The organism is Palleronia abyssalis (genome assembly GCF_900302445.1).
GTDB classification, from domain to species: Bacteria; Pseudomonadota; Alphaproteobacteria; order Rhodobacterales; family Rhodobacteraceae; genus Palleronia; species Palleronia abyssalis.
The window spans coordinates 292811-314605 of the sequence record NZ_ONZF01000001.1; the positions used below are offsets into that span (position 1 = coordinate 292811).

The 21795-nt window shown below is 61.2% G+C and carries 23 protein-coding genes and 1 pseudogene; 9 read left to right on the forward strand and 15 right to left on the reverse strand.

Annotation, left to right across the window (positions count from 1 at the left end):
* The first annotated feature begins 102 nt into the window (after positions 1 to 102).
* Positions 103 to 1812 carry an RcgA family putative transporter gene (locus PAA8504_RS01485; protein WP_503121347.1) on the forward strand — a complete coding sequence of 570 codons (1710 nt, stop codon included), beginning with the start codon at positions 103 to 105 and terminating at the stop codon, positions 1810 to 1812.
* On the forward strand, positions 1802 to 2809 hold the full coding sequence (locus PAA8504_RS01490) for an RcgR family putative quorum lactone hydrolase (protein ID WP_108892394.1): 1008 nt from the start codon (positions 1802 to 1804) through the stop codon (positions 2807 to 2809). The genes PAA8504_RS01485 and PAA8504_RS01490 overlap by 11 nt, the downstream gene beginning before the upstream one ends.
* A 295-nt stretch (positions 2810 to 3104) precedes the next feature.
* Here the strand turns inward: PAA8504_RS01490 and PAA8504_RS01495 are convergent, their stop codons facing one another.
* The 6 genes from PAA8504_RS01495 to PAA8504_RS01520 all read right to left on the reverse strand — a co-directional run bounded on the left by PAA8504_RS01495 (position 3105) and on the right by PAA8504_RS01520 (position 6703).
* Positions 3105 to 3863 (reverse strand): heparan-alpha-glucosaminide N-acetyltransferase, encoded by a 759-nt coding sequence (locus tag PAA8504_RS01495; protein WP_091846756.1) that lies wholly within the window; start codon positions 3861 to 3863, stop codon positions 3105 to 3107.
* Between the two features lie 8 nt (positions 3864 to 3871).
* Positions 3872 to 4234 carry a SpoIIAA family protein gene (locus PAA8504_RS01500; protein ID WP_091846709.1) on the reverse strand — a complete coding sequence of 121 codons (363 nt, stop codon included), beginning with the start codon at positions 4232 to 4234 and terminating at the stop codon, positions 3872 to 3874.
* A gap of 9 nt (positions 4235 to 4243) precedes the next feature.
* Positions 4244 to 5170: a cation diffusion facilitator family transporter gene (locus PAA8504_RS01505; RefSeq protein WP_091846710.1), complete on the reverse strand. Its 927-nt coding sequence runs from the start codon at positions 5168 to 5170 to the stop codon at positions 4244 to 4246.
* A gap of 69 nt (positions 5171 to 5239) precedes the next feature.
* Entirely contained in the window at positions 5240 to 5566 is a 327-nt protein-coding gene (locus PAA8504_RS01510) for a YnfA family protein (protein ID WP_091846711.1), read from the reverse strand.
* Between the two features lies 1 nt (position 5567).
* A complete protein-coding gene (locus PAA8504_RS01515) occupies positions 5568 to 6209 on the reverse strand; it encodes a cation efflux transmembrane domain-containing protein (RefSeq protein ID WP_269085891.1) in 642 nt (213 codons plus the stop codon).
* Between the two features lie 65 nt (positions 6210 to 6274).
* Positions 6275 to 6703 carry a MerR family transcriptional regulator gene (locus tag PAA8504_RS01520; RefSeq protein ID WP_108892396.1) on the reverse strand — a complete coding sequence of 143 codons (429 nt, stop codon included), beginning with the start codon at positions 6701 to 6703 and terminating at the stop codon, positions 6275 to 6277.
* A gap of 336 nt (positions 6704 to 7039) precedes the next feature.
* Here PAA8504_RS01520 and PAA8504_RS01530 point away from each other — a divergent pair.
* The 5 genes and pseudogenes from PAA8504_RS01530 to lspA all read left to right on the forward strand — a co-directional run bounded on the left by PAA8504_RS01530 (position 7040) and on the right by lspA (position 10632).
* Positions 7040 to 7498, forward strand: a pseudogene (locus tag PAA8504_RS01530) (SCO family protein).
* Positions 7495 to 8868: a M23 family metallopeptidase gene (locus PAA8504_RS01535; RefSeq protein WP_108892398.1), complete on the forward strand. Its 1374-nt coding sequence runs from the start codon at positions 7495 to 7497 to the stop codon at positions 8866 to 8868. Before PAA8504_RS01530 ends, PAA8504_RS01535 begins: the two are co-directional and overlap by 4 nt.
* 3 nt (positions 8869 to 8871) lie before the next feature.
* Positions 8872 to 9327, forward strand: coding sequence for a DUF411 domain-containing protein (locus PAA8504_RS01540; RefSeq protein WP_091846716.1), 456 nt, complete (start codon positions 8872 to 8874; stop codon positions 9325 to 9327).
* 23 nt (positions 9328 to 9350) lie between these two features.
* On the forward strand, positions 9351 to 10133 hold the full coding sequence (locus PAA8504_RS01545; RefSeq protein ID WP_091846717.1) for a ZIP family metal transporter: 783 nt from the start codon (positions 9351 to 9353) through the stop codon (positions 10131 to 10133).
* A 4-nt stretch (positions 10134 to 10137) separates the two neighbouring features.
* Positions 10138 to 10632, forward strand: a complete 495-nt coding sequence (lspA, locus tag PAA8504_RS01550; protein WP_236737128.1) for a signal peptidase II — start codon at positions 10138 to 10140, stop codon at positions 10630 to 10632.
* On the opposite strand, the gene PAA8504_RS01555 is transcribed toward lspA, so the two are convergent.
* Together PAA8504_RS01555 and PAA8504_RS01560 are read right to left on the reverse strand one after the other, a co-directional pair.
* Entirely contained in the window at positions 10623 to 11135 is a 513-nt protein-coding gene (locus PAA8504_RS01555) for a L,D-transpeptidase family protein (RefSeq protein WP_091846718.1), read from the reverse strand. The genes lspA and PAA8504_RS01555 overlap by 10 nt on opposite strands.
* A gap of 63 nt (positions 11136 to 11198) precedes the next feature.
* Positions 11199 to 13547, reverse strand: coding sequence for a heavy metal translocating P-type ATPase (locus PAA8504_RS01560; protein ID WP_108892399.1), 2349 nt, complete (start codon positions 13545 to 13547; stop codon positions 11199 to 11201).
* Positions 13548 to 13695: 148 nt separating this feature from the next.
* On the opposite strand from PAA8504_RS01560, the gene PAA8504_RS01565 reads away from it, so the two are divergent.
* A complete protein-coding gene (locus PAA8504_RS01565; RefSeq protein WP_108892794.1) occupies positions 13696 to 13965 on the forward strand; it encodes a hypothetical protein in 270 nt (89 codons plus the stop codon).
* Between the two features lie 82 nt (positions 13966 to 14047).
* On the opposite strand, the gene PAA8504_RS01570 is transcribed toward PAA8504_RS01565, so the two are convergent.
* The 3 genes from PAA8504_RS01570 to PAA8504_RS01580 form a co-directional block, all read right to left on the reverse strand.
* Positions 14048 to 14713: a L,D-transpeptidase gene (locus tag PAA8504_RS01570; RefSeq protein ID WP_108892400.1), complete on the reverse strand. Its 666-nt coding sequence runs from the start codon at positions 14711 to 14713 to the stop codon at positions 14048 to 14050.
* A 318-nt stretch (positions 14714 to 15031) separates the two neighbouring features.
* Complete coding sequence (cueR, locus tag PAA8504_RS01575) at positions 15032 to 15445, reverse strand: Cu(I)-responsive transcriptional regulator (protein ID WP_108892401.1); 414 nt, start codon at positions 15443 to 15445, stop codon at positions 15032 to 15034.
* A 19-nt stretch (positions 15446 to 15464) separates the two neighbouring features.
* A complete protein-coding gene (locus PAA8504_RS01580; protein WP_245897483.1) occupies positions 15465 to 17966 on the reverse strand; it encodes a heavy metal translocating P-type ATPase in 2502 nt (833 codons plus the stop codon).
* Positions 17967 to 18111: 145 nt separating this feature from the next.
* On the opposite strand from PAA8504_RS01580, the gene PAA8504_RS01585 reads away from it, so the two are divergent.
* Positions 18112 to 18312 (forward strand): heavy-metal-associated domain-containing protein, encoded by a 201-nt coding sequence (locus PAA8504_RS01585; RefSeq protein ID WP_108892403.1) that lies wholly within the window; start codon positions 18112 to 18114, stop codon positions 18310 to 18312.
* 19 nt (positions 18313 to 18331) lie between these two features.
* Here PAA8504_RS01585 and PAA8504_RS01590 read toward each other — a convergent pair whose 3' ends face one another.
* The 4 genes from PAA8504_RS01590 to PAA8504_RS01605 are packed head-to-tail and all read right to left on the reverse strand — an operon-like array spanning position 18332 to position 21795.
* On the reverse strand, positions 18332 to 19048 hold the full coding sequence (locus PAA8504_RS01590; protein ID WP_108892404.1) for a DsbA family protein: 717 nt from the start codon (positions 19046 to 19048) through the stop codon (positions 18332 to 18334).
* Positions 19049 to 19058: 10 nt separating this feature from the next.
* Complete coding sequence (locus PAA8504_RS01595) at positions 19059 to 19517, reverse strand: c-type cytochrome (protein ID WP_219928885.1); 459 nt, start codon at positions 19515 to 19517, stop codon at positions 19059 to 19061.
* On the reverse strand, positions 19514 to 20902 hold the full coding sequence (locus PAA8504_RS01600) for a multicopper oxidase family protein (protein ID WP_108892405.1): 1389 nt from the start codon (positions 20900 to 20902) through the stop codon (positions 19514 to 19516). The genes PAA8504_RS01595 and PAA8504_RS01600 overlap by 4 nt, the downstream gene beginning before the upstream one ends.
* On the reverse strand, positions 20899 to 21795 hold the full coding sequence (locus PAA8504_RS01605) for a c-type cytochrome (RefSeq protein ID WP_091846727.1): 897 nt from the start codon (positions 21793 to 21795) through the stop codon (positions 20899 to 20901). The genes PAA8504_RS01600 and PAA8504_RS01605 overlap by 4 nt, the downstream gene beginning before the upstream one ends.

The following is a 21795-nucleotide window of genomic DNA, read 5'->3' on the forward strand; positions in this document are numbered from 1 at the left end:
CGGACATACGTCTCCTCACGGGTTCGTCTTGAGCGTCCGACGTCTCATTATCCCTGTCGCCGTATTCGCTGATGGTCCGATACCCAGGGCGTGTTCCCGCCGATGGACCATCACACGCTCAGGTTGCGCTATGGCGGTCCGCAAACGCACGATACAATACGAAAGCAGGCGAAACGAAGCGAAACGAAAGCTCGCTGGCCATTGATAAAGAACGGAAAATATTTCGTCCCACCAGTGGACGACAGCAGGGACTTGAAGACCCTGTTCCAGCATCTGGCCTCCGCCGGTGCAGGCCGACCCGTCGACGCGAACGGGTTTCCCCAAGGTCCCTGGACCCCCGACCTTCTCGCAGAAGCCATTTCACAGATAGACGCGAACCAATCCGGGATCGAGTTGCGCACGGTGCAGCTCTGGTTTCAGGAAAATGCGAAAGGGATCAGCTGCGCCAATATCCGTTGGCTTGCGAGAATATTCGGTTGCGACGACCCGAAGGCGACGAGCGACTGGCAGACCGTGCTGAGTGTTGCGAGATCACGTTTGACGGCCCTCAGACGGCACCGGCAGGTTTCGGCAGACTCTGACGCTTCAAAGTCGCATGACTCGAAGCACGCGGCGGCCAGCGGGATCGAAAATAGCCTTACGGTCCATCGGGAAGACCGACAGATCAATACGGAGTCGCACAACGGATTTCGCCTGGCACAGACGTGCGAGGCAATCTTCGGACGCCGATCCTTCCTGGACCTACCAGCATCGGTCTTCGCGGGCGCCGTCGTGCTGGGATATGCGTCCTACTTTCTGGGAATTCATAGCGTTACATACACCCGCGAAGACGGTCTGACCAAACAGGTCGGATTTCTTTGGGCTCCCAACTGGACCCTTCTCTTCATGGTCTTCATGCCGCTCTTCTTTGTCTTCGCGGTGGATCTCTTAGCATTCTGGAAGACCAAAGGCCGTTCAATGCTCTTGGCTCTAAACGGCAACGAATTAGAAGACTCGGGCTGGAGCCGCAAAGTCGGAGCGTCGACATTCACATTCTGGACACTTCTCCTCGTTTGTCTGGGCGTCGTCGGCGTTCTACAATGGGTAAGCCTCCGATTGGTACCATTAATAACTATTGATAGTGATAGGACAACAGACTGGGGTTCTTTGGCGACCACTCGTCCCGATGCCATATCTGTTCCGCAAGCAGCAGCTTTCACTGGTGTCGCGTACCTATATATGTGCCTATCAATGTATCTTCTCTTTGTCGGCCTGATTTTCCTCTATACACTCGCGCAGGATTTTACTGACTTAATTTCCTCATTGGGATCGAAGCGGAGCGCAAGTACTCAGCGAGAGATTGCAGCGATTGTTGAAGGAGTGTTTCAGGGAATTTTTCGTTGTACGGTTTTGGTATTAATGATCGCTATCTGTATGAAACTCCAGAGCTTTTACGTGAAAATAAGCTCCGAGAATATTATAGACTGGCTGATTCAGGACACGAGATCGGTTTTCTTCTCAGACAAGATAAGTGGCGAACGGTATGACAGTACTACAACGCATTACAGCAGCCTTCTCGTCGCACTTGCGGCCTGCGTGGTGTTTCTCAAGGCCCATTATGCTCTGGGTCGTTTTAGCGGATCTAGAAAACAGCTGCGCAAGATGGCGGTGGTCGTAGTTCTGCTTACTACTGGATATCTTTCGATCGGTGCCTTTTCGGGTTTCTCAGCCTTGTTGGGTGTAACTGTATTGCTCTCGATATATGGACTTTTCAATCCTGCTTTCAGCATGCGCCAAACACGCGAGATAGAGGATCGCCGCAATGTATCATAGATTGCTAGATCGGTGGGATGAGCATCGGGTGCAGCGCGGAAATGCGCTGAAGCACAGGAGTGATTTCGCGCTTGACGCGGAACTAGCATGTCCAGGCGCGAGGAAAGTGAGGAGTATAAGGGAATTTTGCGCTCTTGCCGCCATGACTGCGGAGGACCCAACCTTTTTCGACGAACCGGACACGCAGAATTTGGGCGTTAAGTGGAAAGATGGATGGATTGAATTCCCGTCGTCGGTTTCAACTGACACCGAAGAGAACAACGTCGTCTCGGCGAAGGTAACGAAGACTCGAATAAACGAGCACGCGCTTTTGATCTTCCATCATTGGAATGCGGGAGCGCGTTACCGTCAACTTTCAAAATATCTCGCACGGCAAGGAATCACAGTCGTCGAGATTGCCATGCCGTATCACTTTGAACGAAGGCGTCATGGGTCCCTGCATGCGGATTACATGCTCAGCTCAAATCTCGGCCGTACCATCCAGTCCATGCGACAGGCTGTCTTAGACGGTAGAAAGCTCATACGGATTCTGGAAAGCGAAGGATATAAGAGTTTCTCGGTTCTTGGCCTTAGTCTTGGATCTTGGACTGCCGGCCTGGTAGCTGCCCACGAACAGAGCGTCGGAAAGGCTACGCTTGTCCTGACAGCCGGAAGCCTCGCGGATATGGTATGGACCGGTCGCGCCACTCAACACATTCGCGCCAGTCTTGAGAACAAGATCGAACTAGCCGACCTACGGCGGGCTTGGGCTCCGATCAGTCTTGCAGCCTGGACACGAAGATTGGCGAGACCGGATCTTGATCTACTCTTGGTGGTGGCGAAAAGGGACACAGTCGTGATACCAGAGCTATCGAAGAAGTTTATAGCAAAGCTGGAGGCCGGAGGAGCAAAGCCGAACGTATTGGAACTCAACTGTGGTCATTACTCACTGTCACTGCCCCCACACATTATCTGGACTGGCTTATCTATTTCGCGTTTTTTGAGTAAGGGCCACTAACCTGTAAAGCGATACGGAACGGGAAGTATACCCAATAGCTCACCTTTTCCAATTTTGAAGGTGATGGGTTTGACGACAATGAGGCATCACCATCCCCGTCTCGGCAGCCTCGTCGAAGCGAACCTTGGTGTTTTGGTAACGAAGATCGAGACTGGGTCCTCACCGGATAACGCTACACAGCGGACGAGTGGCCGTCTTGATGCCAGCAGTTTCTGCCGCAGTGCCGCTGCCGTGATCAGCGCAACCTGATGTATCAGCTTCAAGCTTCGTCTTTGGCACGGGCCTGCATTCTTTTTCAACCTGTAAGATTGACGATCGGGATCAGCAGGCCAAGCAGTATGGGTTGATGGATCAGGTAGATCGTCAGGCTGTGTCGGCCGAGCCATGCCAAAGATCGCGCCGTGTGTCCGTGCAACGGGCGAGCGTATCGGACCAAGTTTCGCGCGAAAGCGATCCGGGTTCCTGCGATGCCGAACAGCGTCAATCCGATCCACGGGAAAAAGGGAACGAAGTCGTTGCTGGGCGGTGGAGAGGCCGCGAAGCCGGTCCAGGCCAGCCATCGCGGATCGAAGGTTTCCGATGTCCAGAGAAAGCCCAACGCATAGGTCGCGAAGCCAAGCCCCACGATGACGGATGTGGAGAGCCGTGAAACGAGAACGCCGACCACGCTCGCGACCGCGATCGCGTGCAGGATGCCGAAATAGACGAAGTTCTGCGGGAAGATCACGCGTGTTACGACGCTGATGATCACCGCGGCCACAATCAGAACGACGAGACGTCGTAAGAATGCCTGTCGCCGGAAACCGCCCGCTGTTGCGAGCACGAGACTTACACCCACCAGGATCATGAACGTTCCCGCGAGCAAGCGACCGAACAGCAACCAGAGTGGGTGAACGGAGATCCCCGGAGGAATGACACCGAGGAAGGCGAGGTCCCAAACCAGGTGAAAGAGCACGACACCCGCAATCGCGATCCCTCGAACGACATCGACGATGTCGAGACGCGGGATGCTGGTCTTCGGGTCGAGGATTTCCGATGCGGGCAATTCTTGCATGAACAGCTCTAACTTCCACGCACCCATTCGATTGCCGCTCCCATCTGGGCCGGGTCGAAGCTGTGCATCTCGGCTCGGGTCAGGGCGTCGGCCAGTTTCGCGCCCCATTCCATCAAGACGCCTTCGCCAACGATGGCCACGCGGCTGAAGTCGTTCGCATGGGCGGTGTCGATCTTCAGGTCTTCCAGCATCGCAGACGGGCCGTCGTAGCCGTCGAAATCGGTCAGATCGAGAACGAGACCGGGTTTGCCTGGCCTTTCGAGCCGCTCGTGCAGAAGCCCGTGCATTCTCTCCAGGTCGCTTTCGCTGAGCTTACCCCGGCAGGCGATGCCGATGACATTGATGTCCGCCGTCTTGATCTCCGTAAACATGGAATTCTCCTATTTGTCGGACTTGCCGTGACCGTAGAGGTCGGCGTTCTCGTGCGAGCGATTTTCATGCTCGAATTCGAGGCTTGAATGCCCGATGCCGAATTCCTCTTTGAGGCGGTGTTTGATCGCGGCCTTGATGTCTTCGATCCGGTCCCAGCCCCCATCGGTCAGCACGACATGGCAGTCGAGCGCAGCTTCATGTTCCTGCATCTGCCAGAGATGGACGTGGTGGACATCAGCCACGCCATCCACGTCGCGCATCGCATCAATGACCGCCGCGTTGTCCATGTCCGGCGGGCTGCCCAGCATCAGCGTGCGGATCGGGCCACCGATCTCGGTAACGGCGAGATAGAGGATATAGAGCGCGATACCGATCGTGATTGCGGGATCGACCCACCACATGTCGTAGAGCAGGATGAGTGTCCCGGCCACGATGACGGCAACCGAGGCCAGTGCGTCCGACAAGTTGTGCAGAAACAGCGCGCGGATGTTCACGCTGCCCTTCTGCATCGAGTAGGTGAGAACCGCTGTGAGGGTATCAACAACCAATGCCACTCCACCGAGGATCACCACGGTCCAGGCACCGACCTCCGGCGGGTCGATGATCCGCATTCCTCCTTCATAGATGAGATAGAAACCGATGAGGATCAACGTTGTGTAGTTGATAAGCGCGGCGACGATCTCGACCCGGCCGTAGCCGAAGGTCATGCGTTCATCCGCCGGACGCCGCGCGATCTTTCGTGCCACGAAGGCGATGACCAACGACGCCATATCCGAAAAGTTGTGCAACGCGTCGGCGATCAGGGCGAGGCTACCGGACAGGATGCCGCCTACGATCTGCGCGACCGTCAGAATACCGTTGGCCCAGATCGCTATGGAGACGCGGCGGTCGCCGGACTGAGGGTCAAGATGGGCATGGCTGTGGTCGTGCGGCACGAAAGGGCTCCTCGAATCATTCGAAGAGGGATGTAGGGGCTACAGCTACTGTAGGTTCAAGTCCTTTGATCACGTGCCACGCGGCGCCGCCAAAATGACCGTCGCGCCGATCAGGCAAATTGCGGTTCCGGCTAGGTCCCACCTGTCCGGTCGCTGTCCCTCTGCTAGCAACATCCACAGAACGGATGCAGCAATATAAACCCCGCCGTAGGCTGCGAAGGCGCGTCCCGCGACGACGGTTTCGACCTGTGCAAGCAGCCAACCGAAAATTGCAAGCGATAGGATTCCGGGCACCAGCCAGAGCGACGTAGCCCCAAGACGCCACCACGCCCAGATCGCAAAGCAACCGACAATCTCGGCCGATGCGGCCAGGGGATACGCAACAGTTGCGTGCACGTCAGTCGCCGGTTCCCTCGCGAGTCTTCTGACCGACGGGATCGTCGTGGACAGCCTCGTGATGCTCTCCATGCGCATCCTTCAATATCTCAATCCCGCCCCAGGCGGCCACGACAGCGACGGCGACACCGACCGCCAGATCGGGCCAGTTGCTCCCTAGCCAAGCGACGAGCGTACCGGCGATGATAATACCGGCATTTGCCAGAAAGTCGTTCATGGTAAAAATGTTGGCGGCGCGCACGTTGACATCCGGATCGGAGATCCGGCGCAAGAGAACGACGCAGACGAGGTTCACAGCGGCAGCGATCAGCGCCATCACGATCATCACAGGGCCCAGCGGTTCCGATCCTTCGAGGTATCGGCGACCGGCGTCGAACAGAATACCGATGGCGAACAGAATCAGCACACTTCCCGAAACGGTCGCTGCGATCCGCTTCCATCTGGCCGACCGGGACAGCGCGAACAGGCTCAAGGCATAGACGAACGCGTCGGATGTGTTGTCGAGGCCGTTGGCGATCAGCGACGTGGAGTCGCCGAACGCGCCGGTCATGAAGAAGGCCACAGCAATCGCGGCATTCAGCAAGAGCACGATCCACAGGATACGACGTTGACGCGCGTCTTTCGGCTGGATGCTTTCGCTCAACGCGTGTCTCCCTGGCGGCGACGTCCAAACGGATCGACGAACTCATTGTTCCCGTACGGGAGGGCCTAAGCACCTATCTCGTCGTGATCGGTCAGGCACTCCGAATGGTCCCGCAGGACCTCAAGCACCCGACAATCGGCCGTTTGTCCGCCAGCGCATTCGCGCACCATGCGTTTCAACTCGGTGCGCAAGGCCTCGAGACGCGCGATGCGCTGCTCAACCTGACGAAGCTGCCGACGCGCGATTGCGTCAGCGTTCTCGCAGGACCGGTCGGGTTCATCGCTGAGGTCGAGAAGCTCCCTGATAGCTTCGAGCGTGAAGCCCAGCTGACGCGCGTGGCGCACGAAAGCCAACCGGTCGAGTTCGTCCTCCCCGTAGCGACGCTGACCGCCCGCCGTTCGTCCCGGCTCGGGCATCAAGCCGATCTGTTCATAGTAGCGGATCGTCTGGACCTTGGTCCCGGTCTTCTTGGCGAGATTACCAATCGTCAGCATGTCCAACCCCCTCAAAGCTACAGTTTTGGTAGATTTCGAATAGTGGACAGGCAAGCGTTCTTCGCTCCAATCACAGATTTGCGACGAGACGACTTATGCGATGGAAATGGCTTGAACCTCTAGCAGCTGGAGGAGGTATCTCCCGCGTTGACAACGTCCCAGAGAACCCGAGCCGCGTTGAGAATGACGTTTTTGCAGCAATCCCTTTTGACGCTGATAGGTATAGTTGCGCTTGTTTTTCTGTGGCTCCTGCTTCGGGTGGATTACCGCTCAGACACTGCGCGGAAGACCGGAAATGCGATCCAAGCCGAGTTCGAACTTTCGGATCACACCGGAATGGTCCGGACGCAAGATGATTTTGCGGGGCGATGAATGCTGATCTTCTTCGGCTTCACCTATTGCCCGGACGTCTGCCCGACCACGCTGGCGGATATCTCGGACTGGTTGGACGCACTGGGCGGCGATGCCCGACGGCTTGATGTCGTGTTCATCACGGTCGATCCCGACCGCGAGACGGTCGAGATCATGGCGGAATATGTCGACTACTTTCATCCCGCAATCGAGGGATCGACCGGCACCGACGACCAGATCGCCCCTGGGGTTGAAGGTTTCCGCGCAAACTATGAGAAAGTACCGACAGAAGGCGGTGACCACACGTTGAACCACACGGCGAGCGTGTTCTTGTTCGACGTCGAGGGCTGGTTCGTCACGACCATCAACTATCACGAACCGCGGGAATTCGCGGTGCCGAAAATCCGGCGCACGATGAAAAAAGAAACGGAAGAGGCGACATGAAGATCAGATATCTGGCGACAGGACTGTTCGCGGCGGGCGGCATCGCAACGGGCGGCATTCTTCTATTCGACAAACTGGGAAAGGAGCCTGTTCCGCCCTCCCTTCGCAATGCCGCCACCTGGATACCGGAGCCTATGCCTTTGCCCACTTTCTCCAACTCGGACGCAAACGATTTGGATATGGGTAAAAAAGAGGTAGCGCCGACTTTCACTTCTCCAGCTCCTCTTGCCTCCGCGATCGCCGAGACTTCCGCGCCAGTCATCGAGCCGCTTCCGGAGGTCTGGTCGCGCGAAATCGCCTCTGGCGAAACGCTCGATACCGTTCTGGCGGAAGCTGGCCTCGTAGCTTCAGAGCGAGCCGAAATCGCCCTGGCGCTTGCAGCGGAATACGATCTGCGTCGGCTGCGTCCGGGACATGGACTTACTGTCGAGACAGGGCATGACGGGCATTTGCAGCGGGTGGTGCTGGATGTCGACGACGGCGTTCGGATCGAAACCGTCTTCGGTGCGGATGTCGCGACCCGTGTTCTTTCCCCCGAATCCGAGCTGCTGATCCGCGCGGCAGAAACGCGCATCGAGAGCTCCCTCTTCGCGGCGCTCGCTGACGCCGGTATCCCCGCGCGCTTCGCAGTCGATCTGGCGCAAATGCTGGGCGGCACTGTGGACTTTCGGCGTGACCTGTCGGGCGGCGAAATCATGCGCTTGATGTGGCGCGAGGAACGTGTCGAAGGCGGGGTGATCGGGCAACCCGAACTGGATTTTGCTGTGCTCGACCTCGGCGATACGCAATTCGAGATTGTCTGGCCCGAAGACGGCACCGGCCGGGCCACGATCTATCGGGACGGCGAGATGATGCGCGTCTTTGCCCAGCCCGTCGAAGGTGCGCGTCTCAGTTCTGTCTTTGGTCGCCGTGCGCATCCGGTCTATGGCGATACCCGCATGCATACCGGGGTGGACTTCGCCGCGCCGCGCGGCACGCCGATTTCGGCGACCGCGCCCGGACGTATCAGCTTCATCGGGCGACGCGGCGGCTACGGGCGGGTTGTTGAAATCTCGCACGGCTCCGAGACCATGACTCGCTACGCGCATCTCAGCGCGGTTCCAGACGGGCTGGCGGTGGGCGATCGCGTCGCGGCGGGCGATACGATCGGCCGCGTCGGTGCAACCGGTACGGCGACTGGTCCCAACCTCCACTACGAGGTGCGCGTCAATGGGCGGCCGACCGATCCTCTTTCCGACGACCGTCTCGCCGAAGCCGTAGAACACGAAGAGCGGAACGACGATGCGATCATGCGTCTTGGCGCGGCGCGGACTTTGCTTGACGAGCACCTCGCCGGTCTTCTTCCGACGAATCCAAACGAAAGACTCTGACCAATGAAACGATCGATTATGGCCCTGTCATGCGCCCTTGCACTCTTTCCGTTTGCGAAGGTCTCCGCAGAGCAATCGCAGATCGACGTCTACAAGACCAACAGCTGCGGCTGCTGTGTCGCCTGGATGAACCATCTCGACGAAAACGGCTTCGAGACGACCGGGCACGACATGTTCGGTGGAACTCTTGTCCGCTTCAAGCTCGACAACGGCGTTCCTCAGCGGATGGTGTCCTGCCATATGGGCCTGATCGATGGCTACGTGATCGAAGGCCATGTCCCGGCTGCGGACATATCCAGATTGCTTGAGGAACGCCCGGAGGCCGTGGGCCTCGCCGTGCCAAAGATGCCGCTGGGATCTCCGGGCATGGATCAAGGCAGTCGCCGCGATGCCTACGATGTCTTTCTGATCTATGAAGATGGTTCGACAGAGGTTTTTGCCAGCTATCCCGGCAACTGACCAAGGACTAAAGGGAATCCGATTTGGAATCACTGTCTCCGATAGCGCTCGGCTTCTTCGGAAGCCTCGCGGCCGGTTCGCTGACCGCAATCGGCGCAGTACCGGTGCTGTTCGGTCGTATCCCGTCGCGAGCCACGAGGGACCTGTCGCTCGGCTTTGCAGCCGGCGTCATGCTGGCAGCGTCGTTCTTCTCGCTGATCATTCCGGCCCTGGACGCAGCCGAAGGTCAGTTCGAGAACGGTGCCGTGCCAGCCGCCATCGTCTGTGTCGCGATCCTCTTCGGCATGGGCGCCGTCGCTCTGTTGAACGAGAAGCTGCCGCACGAGCACTTCTCGACGGGCCGCGAAGGGCCGGACGCGATCGCCCTGCGGCGTGTGTGGCTGTTCATCTTCGCGATCACGATCCACAACTTCCCCGAAGGCCTCGCCGTCGGGGTCGGCTTCGGTGCCAACGGTCTTTCCGGCGGCCTGCCGCTCGCGCTCGGGATCGGCCTACAGAACGCGCCCGAAGGGCTCGCGGTGGCGGTTTCGCTGCTGGGCGAAGGCTATTCGAAGTGGCGCGCCTGGGGCATCGCTGCTCTGACCGGTATGATCGAGCCTGTCGGCGGGCTTATCGGTGCCGGCATCATCAGCCTGTCGCAACCGCTTTTGCCCTGGGGTCTCGCCTTCGCGGCCGGTGCGATGCTGTACGTCATTAGCCACGAGATCATTCCCGAAACCCACCGGAGCGGAAACCAGAACCGCGCGACGCTTGGCCTGTCGGTCGGGCTGGTTCTCATGCTGTTCCTCGACGTTTGGCTCGGATGAGATCATGACGAATATGAACAGCCCGCGCGCCCTGGGGCTGACCATCGCGACTGCTGCCATCATCGCCGATCAGGCAACGAAGGCAGTTGTCGTCGCGAATGCCGGTGCCTTGGGCACCGGAATCGCCGTTGGCCCAGGCTTCAATCTCGTCTTCGGGCGCAACGACGGCGTGACCTTCGGTATGCTTGGCGGTGTGCCATGGTGGGGCCTCGCGCTTCTCGCACTTGGTATCTGCCTCTGGCTGACCGTCATGTTGTATCGCTCGGACAGCCGGATCGAGGCATTGGCCTATGGGGTGATCATCGGCGGCGCGCTTGGAAACGTCATCGACCGCGTGCGCTTCGGCGGGGTCACTGACTTCCTGGATTTCTACGTAGGGCGGCTGCACTGGCCCGCCTTCAACCTGGCGGATGTCTTTGTGGTCTGCGGCGTCGGGCTGCTGCTTCTGGCATCTGTCCTCGAGCGACGCAAAGACAACTCGAGGGTTGGTCAGGAGTAAATGTCGATAGGCGTTCCATTCCGCACCATGGAGTAGATTTCCTCGATCTGCCGATCCGTCACCGAAATGCAGCCCGCCGTCCAGTCGCGCTTGTCGACCGGATCGATACCGGGACGTGGCCCACCGTGAATGAAGATGTCGCCCCCGGGCGATCTGCCTTCAGCGGCGGCGAAGTCCCGGTCCTGCGCGTTCGGATAGGAGATACCAATCGACAGGTGGAATCGGCTGTCGGGATTGCGCCGGTCGATGACATACGATCCCTCAGGCGTCCGTCCGTCTCCTTCGAACTGCTTGTGACCGATCGGTGCGAAACCCAGTCCGATGGGATAAGTGCGCAGCGCCCCTTCGGCGCCATCGAGAACGAGCAACCGCCTTCCCTTGAAGAGCCGCAGGCGCGTGACTTGTGGGCCATCATAGCTGCGGAACTTGGTCGCACAGGCCGACAGAAGCGTGGCCACAGCGCCAAGCAGCGCAATCCGTCTCGTGAGTCTGATATACTGCATCGATGGATGCCCCGTTTTCGAGGTTCTCTACTTCGTCGGATAAGCCACAAGAATGCGCCCGGATCAATGCCCGTGCGCCAGCGCGCCCTGTGCCATGCGTTCACCCACCGGCTCGCCACCCTCGGGCGGTGACTTGCGCCCGGCGGCGTTCAGCAGACGCAGAGCGTTGGCGACCACCAGCAGCGACACGCCGACATCAGCCGCGATGGCCCCCCACATCGACGCCAGTCCGAAGGCGGTGGCCACGACGAACGCGGCCTTCGTTACCAGAGAGATGCCGATGTTCTGATGAATGATCGACATGGTGCGGCGCGAATGGCCGATCAACCACGGAACACGGGCGATGTCGTCGGTCATCAGGGCAATGTCGGCCGTCTCTATGGCCGCGTCGGATCCGACCGCCCCCATGGCGATGCCGTAATGCGCCCGCGCCATCGCCGGGGCGTCGTTTACCCCGTCACCGATCATCGCGACCATGTCGTGCCTGGCGACCAGTTCCCCGATGGCCGTGACCTTGTCTTCCGGCAGAAGCTCGGCGCGGACCTCGTCAATCCCGACTTCGGCCGCAACGGCCCGCGCGGTGCGTGCATTGTCGCCCGTCAGCATGACGATGGTGTTCACGCCCTGCGCGTGCAGTGCGGCGATGACGCCCTTGGCCTCCGGCCTGATCCGGTCACGCAATTCCAGAACGCCGACGACTCCGGCATCGTCGCCGACCGCCACGAGCGTGGATCCGCCCGCTTCGATTCGGTTCCGAAGGTCACCGGGGATCGCGTTGCCGAAACCCTTTTCCTCGGCGAAGCGATCGGAACCCAGCCAGATCGACCGCCCATTGGCCTGCCCTTCCAGACCTCGGCCGGGCACCGTGCGCGTCTCGTCCGCCGCGGCGACGGTCAAACCGTCCCGCGCGGCTCGGTCCAGGATGGCGCGGGCGAGCGGGTGCGACGAACGCGCTTCGAGTGCGGTCGCGAGGGACAGGAGTTCGGCTTCGCTGGTAGTACCAAGCGGATGGATACCCGCCACCTCCGGCTCGCCCATCGTGATCGTGCCGGTCTTGTCCATCGCCAGCGCCGTCGTCCGGCCTGGGGCCTCGACATAAGCGCCGCCTTTGATCAGAACCCCCGCTCGCGCGGACGCGGTCAGCGACGCGACGATCGACACGGGCGTCGAGATCACCAGCGCGCAGGGGCAGGCAATGACCAGAAGCACCAGCGCATTGTAGAACCAGAAGTCCCAAGCACCGCCAAAAAGGAGCGGCGGAAGCAGCGCGATTGTGACTGCCAGAACCATGACCACAGGCGTGTAGATGCGCGCGAACTTCGCCACCCATTGTTCCACCGGCGCGCGGCGGGCATGGGCGTCGCCGACCATGCGGATGATCTTTGCCAATACCGTATCGGAGGCGAGTTTCGTCGCGCGCACTGTCAGCGTGCCTTCGCCGTTGATCGTGCCAGCATAGACTTCGTCGCCGGGTTCCTTCGCGACCAGCGCGCTTTCGCCGGTGATGGGGGCCTGATCGACCGCGCCGGCACCGTCCGTCACCTCGCCGTCGAGCGCGATGCGGTCACCGCCGCGCACGATGAAACTGTCCCCGACGGCGACTTCCGCTGCCGGAACGTCCGCTTCGCTACCGTCCGCCCGGATCAGCCGTGCCGTGGGCGGCGCCAAATCCAGAAGCGCCGAGACCGCATTGCGCGCGCGCCCGACGCTCCAACTTTCGAGATAGAGCGAGAGCGAGAAGAAGAAGGCCACCGTTGCGGCTTCGAAGAACTCGCCCAGACCGATCGCGCCCGCGACGGCCACGACCATCAGTAGGTTCATGTCCGGCGAAAGCCGCCGCGCCGAGGACCACGCCTTGGGCGCGACCAGCCAGACCCCGAACAGGATCGCGATCCCGAACAGCCCTGCCTCGGTCAGGTGCATCGGGGCATCGCCATGGCCCGAGAATATGCCGACCGCGCCGCCCAGTCCCGTTTCGATCAGGTGCCAAAGAAACCCCGCGGCCCAGAACCCGCCGCTAAGCATTGTGAACCATCTTTGACGCGCCAGATGGGCGGCCCGGTCTTCCGAGGCCGTTTCGGCATCCCACGGACGGGCAGTCATTCCGGTGCTTGCCACCAGTTCCGCGATGCGCGCATCGGTGACGGGTTCGGCGCCGTCCAGAACGGTCATGCGCCCGTTGATCACGTCAAAGGCCAGATGTCCCTTTCCGCCGATCTCGGGTCCAACGGCACGACCTAAAATCGCGATCTCTTCCGCGCAATCGAGACCGGACACCTGGAAACTGCGTCCTTTCACCGGTGTCGTCGCGGTTGTCGGCATGTCCTTGTCATAGCGTGCGTTGCCGCAGCAACCACCAATCTCTTGTCGATGTGCGGTGACGCGATCGTGAATATGAGGATCAGAAGGCATTGGCGGACCTGCAAACTTGCGAATTCAGACATGGAGATAGCTCCTACAGTAGCTAGAGCTTCAAGACCCAATCTCGTATTTGCGTTGTTCATCGAACAGGGGAATGAAAAAGCTTGTCGCCGAAACCGGAATCGATGGGAAAATGGCCATGCGCGTCAGACTGATAGGCTTTGTGGTGGCAACGCTCGCCCTAGGTGGGTGCTCGACGCTTGACGGCACAGCCCGCGAGACACGTCAGCAAGAGGCCCTTCAGGCCCAACTCTTTGCCTTGGCGGCACCAGATCAGGATGTTGCAATGGCGCGGCTGAGACCCGAAGACGGGTGCTACTGGTATCGCCATGCCGGGCGTGTCGAGACGACCGAGCTTCCGCTTCGCACACCGGGTGGCCAGCAGATTTGTGCACCCTCCGAAACGTGACCGCCGCTAAAGGACGGCTCGCAACCATCTGATCGGACGACTTCCGACAACATTTTGCGCCGGAAGCCGTGGTTTCGCGTCTTCAACTGCGCGGGAATACGCTGTCGTCGGCCGAGTAAAGATACGCGGTCGAACCGAGTTCGACCCTTGGGTAAAGCTGGTTGATGTGTGCCATGACCATGCGGACGCACCCTGAACTTGCCCGCGAGCCAATGGACCGTGGATAGGGCGTGCCGTGGATCCGCAGATAGGTATCCCGGTCTCCGACATAGAGATAGAGCGCCCGCGACCCCAAGGCATTGCTCGGACCCGGTTCCATTCCATCCTCGTATTGTGCGTAGACTTCGGGCTCGCGCTCGATCATCGACTGGGTGGGCGTCCAGTGCGGCCACTCGACCTTGCGCTTGATCGTGTAGGTGCCCGGCTCATAGAGATCGCCCCGCCCGATGGCCACCCCGTAGCGCATCGCGGTCCCACCTTCCTCGATATGATAGAGATACCGCGCCACTGCATCGACATGAATGTCGCCCGGAGCCAGCCCGTCGTTCGCAACGACCCGCTGTGGCAGGAAGCGCGGGTCCAGGCCCCACGGATTGGAGGTCGCCGGATCAAAGCCCGGCGGCGACACCTGCGCGTCCCAGGCGGCCTTCTCCGCTGCCGTCGGCTGGGTGCTGGAAAGCGCGGGGCCTGCTGCCGCGGCCGAAAACAGCGCGGAAGTCGTTATGATGAAATGGCGTCTTGTCAGCATGCTCTGCTTCTCTCTTCAATATCCAGCCCGGTGTCGCCGAAGAATTCGAGATACTTTGCAGTAGGATAGGACCTACACCAGCTAGAGGTTCAATGGTTCACGATCAGAAAATCGTGAGAGGTTTCTGAAACCGCGATCTATCGATTTTCATCGCGGGGCGCGAATGACGGCCAGGTAGACCGAAGCGGAGACGCGAGCGACAGTTTCCGACTGGCCGATGAGAAGTTGGCCAAACTTTCGCTTTTCCTCCTTGAGTCGCGCGGCAGCCTAGGGTCGAAGATTGACGATGATGATCTTGGTGCCTCAGAAGCCAGTACATCAGCCTGATGCCTTTGAATTCATAACGGTCTGGCGGGCCATGCTTTGCAGGATCGGACAATCGGGCCGATGGTCACCAGCGCATTCACGAACAAGGTGGTCGAGCGTCTGACGCATGTCTTGGAGATCCGCGATCTTGTCGTCGATCGCACTCAAATGATCTTTGGCCAATGCTTTCACGTCTGCACTGGCACGCGTGTCGTCCGCCCAAAGTGCAAGCAACTTGCGGCAATCCTCGATCGAGAAGCCGAGCGCCCGCGCGCGACCCAGAAACGTGAGCTTGTGCGCGTCGCGGGTCCGGAACGCGCGATATCCGTTCGTATCGCGCAGCGGTTTAACCAGACCGATATCTTCGTAATACCTGATCGTCTTGGCGGGCAGTCCCGACACAATCGCAACTTCTCCGATATTCATGCCTTGCCTCCTTTCTGTTTCATTCTGCGGGTTCGGGAACGATACTGGCGCTGTGCCGCTTGGGCGTGGCCTTGGCGGAGCCGGTTTGAACCCGGGTCAGGCGAAGCGCATTCGACAAGACGAAGACACTGGACAGCGCCATCGCGCCCGCGGCCAGCATCGGCGACAGAAGCATCCCGGTCAGGGGCCACAGAACGCCCGCGGCCACCGGGATTAGCGCGGTGTTGTATGCGAAAGCCCAAAACAGGTTTTGGCGAATGTTACGCATCGTGCGCTGGCTGACATCTACCGCACGCAACACGCCGGCCGGATCGCCCCGCATCAGCACGACATCGGCCGTCTCGATAGCCACGTCCGTACCGGTCCCCATTGCCACGCCGATATCGGCAGCAGCCAAGGCGGGCGCATCGTTGATGCCATCGCCGACAAAGGCCACCGGGCCTTGCTCCCGGAACTGCTCGATTGCGGCGACCTTGCCGTCGGGCATGACTTCGGCCGTCACCAGATCGATCCCGAGCTCCTGCGCGATGGCATCTGCCGTGGCGCGTGCATCGCCGGTCACCAGGGCGACCCTTAGGCCGCGGCCCTTCAGCTTCGACACGGTGTCCGATGCACTGGATTTGACGGGATCGGCAACGCCGATTGTCGCTGCCAGGCTGCCGTCGATTGCAACAAAGAGCGGGGTGCGCCCCCCTGCCCCGATTGCAGCCGCAGCTCGGTCCATCGCCGTGGTCGCGATGCCGTCGCGCTGCATCAGACGGGACGCGCCGACCAGAACGGTCCGCCCGTCGACCGTGGCGCGGGCACCGAGACCGGTGATGCTTTCGAAACCGCGCACCCCCGACAGGTCCAGACCGCGCAATTCGGCGGCCCGCACGATGGCCTCCGCGATCGGGTGCTCGGACATCGCCTCCACCGATGCGACCAGCCTCAGGACATCGTTCTCCTCAAAGCCCTCGCCGACCGACAGATCGGTCAATTCCGGACGGCCTTCGGTCAGGGTGCCGGTCTTGTCGAAGACAATCGTGCGGACTTCCTGAAGCCTCTGCAACGCATCGCCCCGGCGGAAGAGCACGCCCAGTTCGGCGGCGCGCCCGGTTCCGACCATGACCGATGTGGGTGTAGCCAAACCCATGGCGCAGGGGCAGGCGATGATCAGGACCGACACGCCCGCCACCAGCGCAAGACCAAGTGCCGGATCGGGGCCGAAGGTCAACCAAGCCACGACGGTCAGGACCGCGATCCCCAGAACGGCGGGGACGAACCAGCGCACGACGCGGTCCACCGCGGCCTGGATCGGAAGCTTCGCGCCCTGCGCGTCCTGCACCATTCTGACGATACCAGCCAGCACCGTGTCCTCGCCCACGGCCGTCGCGCGGAAGGTCAAGGCACCCGTGCCGTTGACGGTGCCGCCGGTCACACGCACGCCTGCGAGTTTTTCAACAGGCAGCGGTTCGCCCGTGAGCATGGCTTCGTCGACGAAGGATCGTCCCGAAGTGACCTCGCCATCCGCAGCAATTCGTTCCCCGGGGCGCACGATGATCATGTCGCCCCTGACCACGTCGGCGACGGGAATATCGAGCGTTTTTCCCTGTCGCTCGACCCGAGCTGTGCCCGGTCTCAGGGCGATCAGCGACCGGATCGCCGCGCCCGTCCGCCCCTTTGACCTCGCCTCCAGATACCGTCCGGTCAGGATCAGTGTGACGATCACGGCCGCGGCCTCAAAATAGACCGCGACACTGCCGGGCGGCAGTATCGACGGGGCGAAAGTCGCGACTGTCGAATATCCCCACGCCGCCAATGTTCCAAGCGCCACGAGCGAATTCATGTCCGGTGCCGCACGGAGCAGGGCGGGCACACCCTTCGTGATGAAGCGCCGACCGGGCCAAGCCAGGATCAGCGTGACCAGCGCAAACTGCACGATCCAAAGGGTCTGGCGGCCGAATGTCGCGTCGAGGGTGTCGCGGAAGCCGGGAACCAGATGCCCCCCCATTTCAAGCAGGAAAACCGGCAACGTCAAAACGGCGGCGATTATAGTCTGACGCAACAGGGTTCGCGTCTCTTTCGTCGCCCGATCTTCGTGTTCGGTCGACAAGTCACCGCGAACGCGCAGCGCCGTTGGATAGCCTGCCTCCTCCGCCGCCCGGGCGATTTCCTCCGGTGTGGTCGCGCCAGCGAGCCATTCGACCTCCGCCGCATTGGTCGCAAGGTTCACGCGCGCCGCGATCACACCGGATACCGCCGCCAGCGCCCGTTCGACCCTGCCCGTGCAGGACGCGCATGACATGCCCTCGACCTCGAATGTTTCCACCCGTGTTTCCGCCGGATATCCGGCAGACCGAAGGGCTTCGGCAATGTCCCCCAGATCGGCAGCCGCCGGCGCGACCCGAGCGGTTCCGTCGGCAAGGTTCACATTCGCCGAATCGACGCCCGGAACTGATGCAATTGCCCGTTCGGCGCGACCGACGCAGGACGCGCAGCTCAGCCCGGTCAACTGGATCGTACTGAATGTTTGGGCCACGGGCGACGCTCCTTCGTAAGGCATAGGCCAGAGATAGGGCTTCCCCTTACTGGAAGGTCAAGGATGCAAAATCACAACTCCGTCCGCTTGACCCTCCAGCGCTGGAGCGTCCCATATATCCGGCAAGCGAAAGAAAGGACCGACCATGACCATCCTGAACGTTCCCGGCATGAATTGCGGCCATTGCAGGGCCGCGGTCGAACAGGCGATCGCATCCGTGGATTCTGCTGCCACGCCGCATATCGATTTGGGCAACAAGATCGTATCGCTGGAAAGCGCCGCAAGCGACCAGAAGATCATCGACGCGCTCGCGGCGAGGGGCTACCCGGCGACTGTCGCCGCCTGAGCACCCGCCCCGGCATTTCCTATTGCTGACGCGCGGCTTCGACCAGGTCTTCAAGCCGTTCCAGCGGCACCAGGCCGGGCACGAGTTCGTCGCCGATCACAAAGGACGGCGTCCCGTTGAAGCCAAGCAATTGTGCAAGCCGCATGGACGTTTCGATATGTTGATCGAGCTCGGCTGCGTCCATGTCGTCCCGAAGCTTGTCGGTATCGAGCCCCACGTCTTCCGCAGCCGCCATGACTGTCGCCTCGTCGGCCCGACCGGCCAACTCCATCAAGGCCCAGTGGAACGGCTCGTAAAGCCCTTGTTCGCGTGAGGCGAGCGCCGCGCGCGCCGCGAAGACCGAGCCGTCTCCCAGGATTGGCCATTCGCGATAGACGACCTTGAGATCTTCGTCGTGTTCGACGAGCGCTTTCACATCCGGCGCGACTCGTTTGCAGTAGGGGCAATTGTAATCGAAGAATTCGATCACCACGGCATCCCCGTCCGGGTTGCCAAGCACGGGGGCATTGGGATCGTTCTCAAGCAGATCGCGCTCCTGTTCGAGAACCTTGGCGGCAGCGGACCTTTGCGCCGCGGCTTCGCGCTGGTCCAGAAGCTGGATCGCCTGCATCAATATCTCAGGCCGCTCCAGAATGGCCTCGAGCGCCAGACGCTTGATATCTTCGTCCGAGCGATCTTGCGCAACGGCAGTCATCGGGGTCAGCGCCAAAAGCGCCAGAACGAGCAATTTCTTCATGGTTCAGTCCTTATGATTCCGAGGCGGTTCTGGCCGCTTGCACATCCCTGACGCGATCGGGCCAGGTCGATTTGAGGAACGCCATGATGTCCCAGATCTCCTGATCGCTCAGGATATCGCCGAAGGCCGGCATGCCGCTGTCGAAGTCATCGACCCCGGCTGCTTTCATCGTCTCCGCCCCGCCCTGTTTGGTGTAGGCGAAGATCATCGCATCGCCGTGGTGCCATGTGTGGCCAGTCTCGTCATGGGGCGGCGCCGGAAGGCGACCGTCGGGTCCGGGCGAACGCCAGTCGGCTTGCCCTTCAAGGTTCGCGCCGTGACAACTCGCGCAATTCTCGGCGTAGAGCTGCGCCCCCGCAACGGGGTCGCCGGTGGCGTTGGGAAGGTCCAGATCGGCCTGCGCAAACAGCAATCCCGCAGCCCCGGTGACCGCCGCCAGACCGGCCGCCATGATGATCCACACCTTCATACGACACGCACCCACTGCATCATTCCCGATGCGGCGTGGCCCAGCATGTGGCAATGGAACAGCCAGTCACCCGGATTGTCGGCGACGAAGGCGATCTCGCGCCGCTCTCTGGCAGCGATCAATAGCGTGTCGCGCATCGGGCCCATCGCGCCATCGCCGAGCACCTCTCTGAAATGCATGCCGTGCAGGTGCATGGCATGGGGAAAGACGGTGTCGTTCTCGATAGGGATGCGGACCGTCTCGCCCATGCTCGCGGTGACGAGCGGTGTGTCGTGCAGCCCGGCCTGCCCGGCCATGGCCCAGAACTGGCCCTGTCCGATCATCTCGCGGAATCCCATCTCGCGACCCTCGACACTCGCGCGCGACAAACGACCCATTGCGCCGCCCTCGATCTTCATCGGGACCGTCTGCGCCGAGCCGAGCGTGCCCATCGCATGGCCCGGATTCGGGGGAAGAGCGACGGGATCGGGCCGGCGGGTCAGGGACGCCCGTGCGGTCACGGGAAACGCCGCCTGGACCATGCCGCCGTCGTCGTCGAGCCGCACGAGATACGCTTCTCCGCCCTCGGCTGCGGTCACATCGACCAGCAAATCGATCCTTTGCGCAGGCCCCATGACAAGTTCGGAGGTCACCTTTTCCGGCTGCGCGAGCGGCATCCCGTCATAGGCGACGACCCAACCGTCCAGACCCTGAAGCGCCAGCGGGAAAATCCGCGCATTCGCCATGTTGATCAGCCGAAGCCGCAGCCGTTGGTGCTGCTGCACATCCTGCGTGAAATCATGGCGCGCGTTCGTGGTGACAAAGTTTCCGATCCGGCCGCCATGCGACATCTGCATCGGAATGGCGAAGTTGGGTTCGATCTGGGCCGCTTCGTTCAGAAGCCAGTCATCGAGTGCCAGGACCAGATCGGCGTCGATATCCGGCGCGCTTTCGGCCTCCTCGATTATCAGCGGGCCGTGCAATCCACGCCCAACCTGTTCAGGCGACGCCCAATGGGCGTGGTACCAGTAGGTGCCGGCATCGGGCACGTCGAATGCGTAGTCGAAACTTTCGCCCGGCGCGACGGCGGTTTGGGTCAGATCGGGCACGCCGTCCATGCCGTTGGGCACACGGATACCGTGCCAATGGATCGTCGTCGGCTGGTCGAGCCCGTTGACCAGCCGCCGCTCCAGCCGTGCGCCCTGCCCCAACCTTATTTCCGGCCCCGGCGACGCTCCGTCATAGGCCCAGACCGCCGTTTTCGGGTAACCGTCCGGGGCGAGCTGGTGTGACACGGGCTTTGGCTCAATGACCTTTGGCGCCGTGGCCGCAATCGCAGGACCGATCAGAGGCAAGCCGGCCGTTGCGACGGCACCACCCAGAAACGCGCGTCTTGTCGCTCTCATCCGTCTTGCTCCTCGTTCAGAAGGTAAATCGCCATCGCTTCGCGGTCCGCATCGGTCATGAAGGATGTGCCATAGGTGACCACTTCGCCCATCGACCCGCCGAACGCATCGCCGTCCGGCATGATCCCGGTTTCCAGCGCATAGGCTAGGTCCGACACGCTCCAGCCCCCGTCTTGCAGCGCTTCCGGCGTGATGGCGGGCGACTTGCCTCCGCCGGGCAGCCCGTCATAACCGCGAAACTTCTCGTCCAGCACGCGCGCGCCGGCGATGTTCCTGCCCGTATGGCACGCCCCGCAATGGGTCACGCCTTCCACCAACAAGCGGCCGCGGTTCCACGCCTCGGACCTGCCTTCGACCGGTTTAGTGCGCGGCGGTTCCAGAAACGCCCCGCGCCAAAGCTTCAGGCCCCAGCGCTGATCGAACGGAAATCCCACCTCATGTGCCGGTGCCGGTTCGTCCACCGCTGCCACGGTCTGGAACGCGGCCCAGAGGTCCGCGATGTCCTGATCGGACAGATTGCGGTAAAACGGATAGGGGAAGGCGGGGTAGTATGGCTCGCCGTCCGGAGAGACGCCCTGCCGCAAGGACGCCGCGAAATCCTGCACGGACCAATCTCCGATCCCCGCGTCTTTCGACATCGTCAGGTTCGACGGATAGAATGTGCCGAAATCGGTCTTGAGCGGCGCACCGCCCGCAAGCGGCTTGCCGCCCTCCTCCCAGTTCGTGTGGCAGGCGATGCAGCCCCCGGCGCGCGCCAGATAGGCACCGCGCTGAGGATCACCGGGCTGATCGATCGACGCGACCTCGTTCTTGACGGGCCACGCGATCACAGCGCCCACGCCGATGACGGCCGCTGCGGAAAAGACCGCAGCGGTGATAAGCAATTTCCGCAT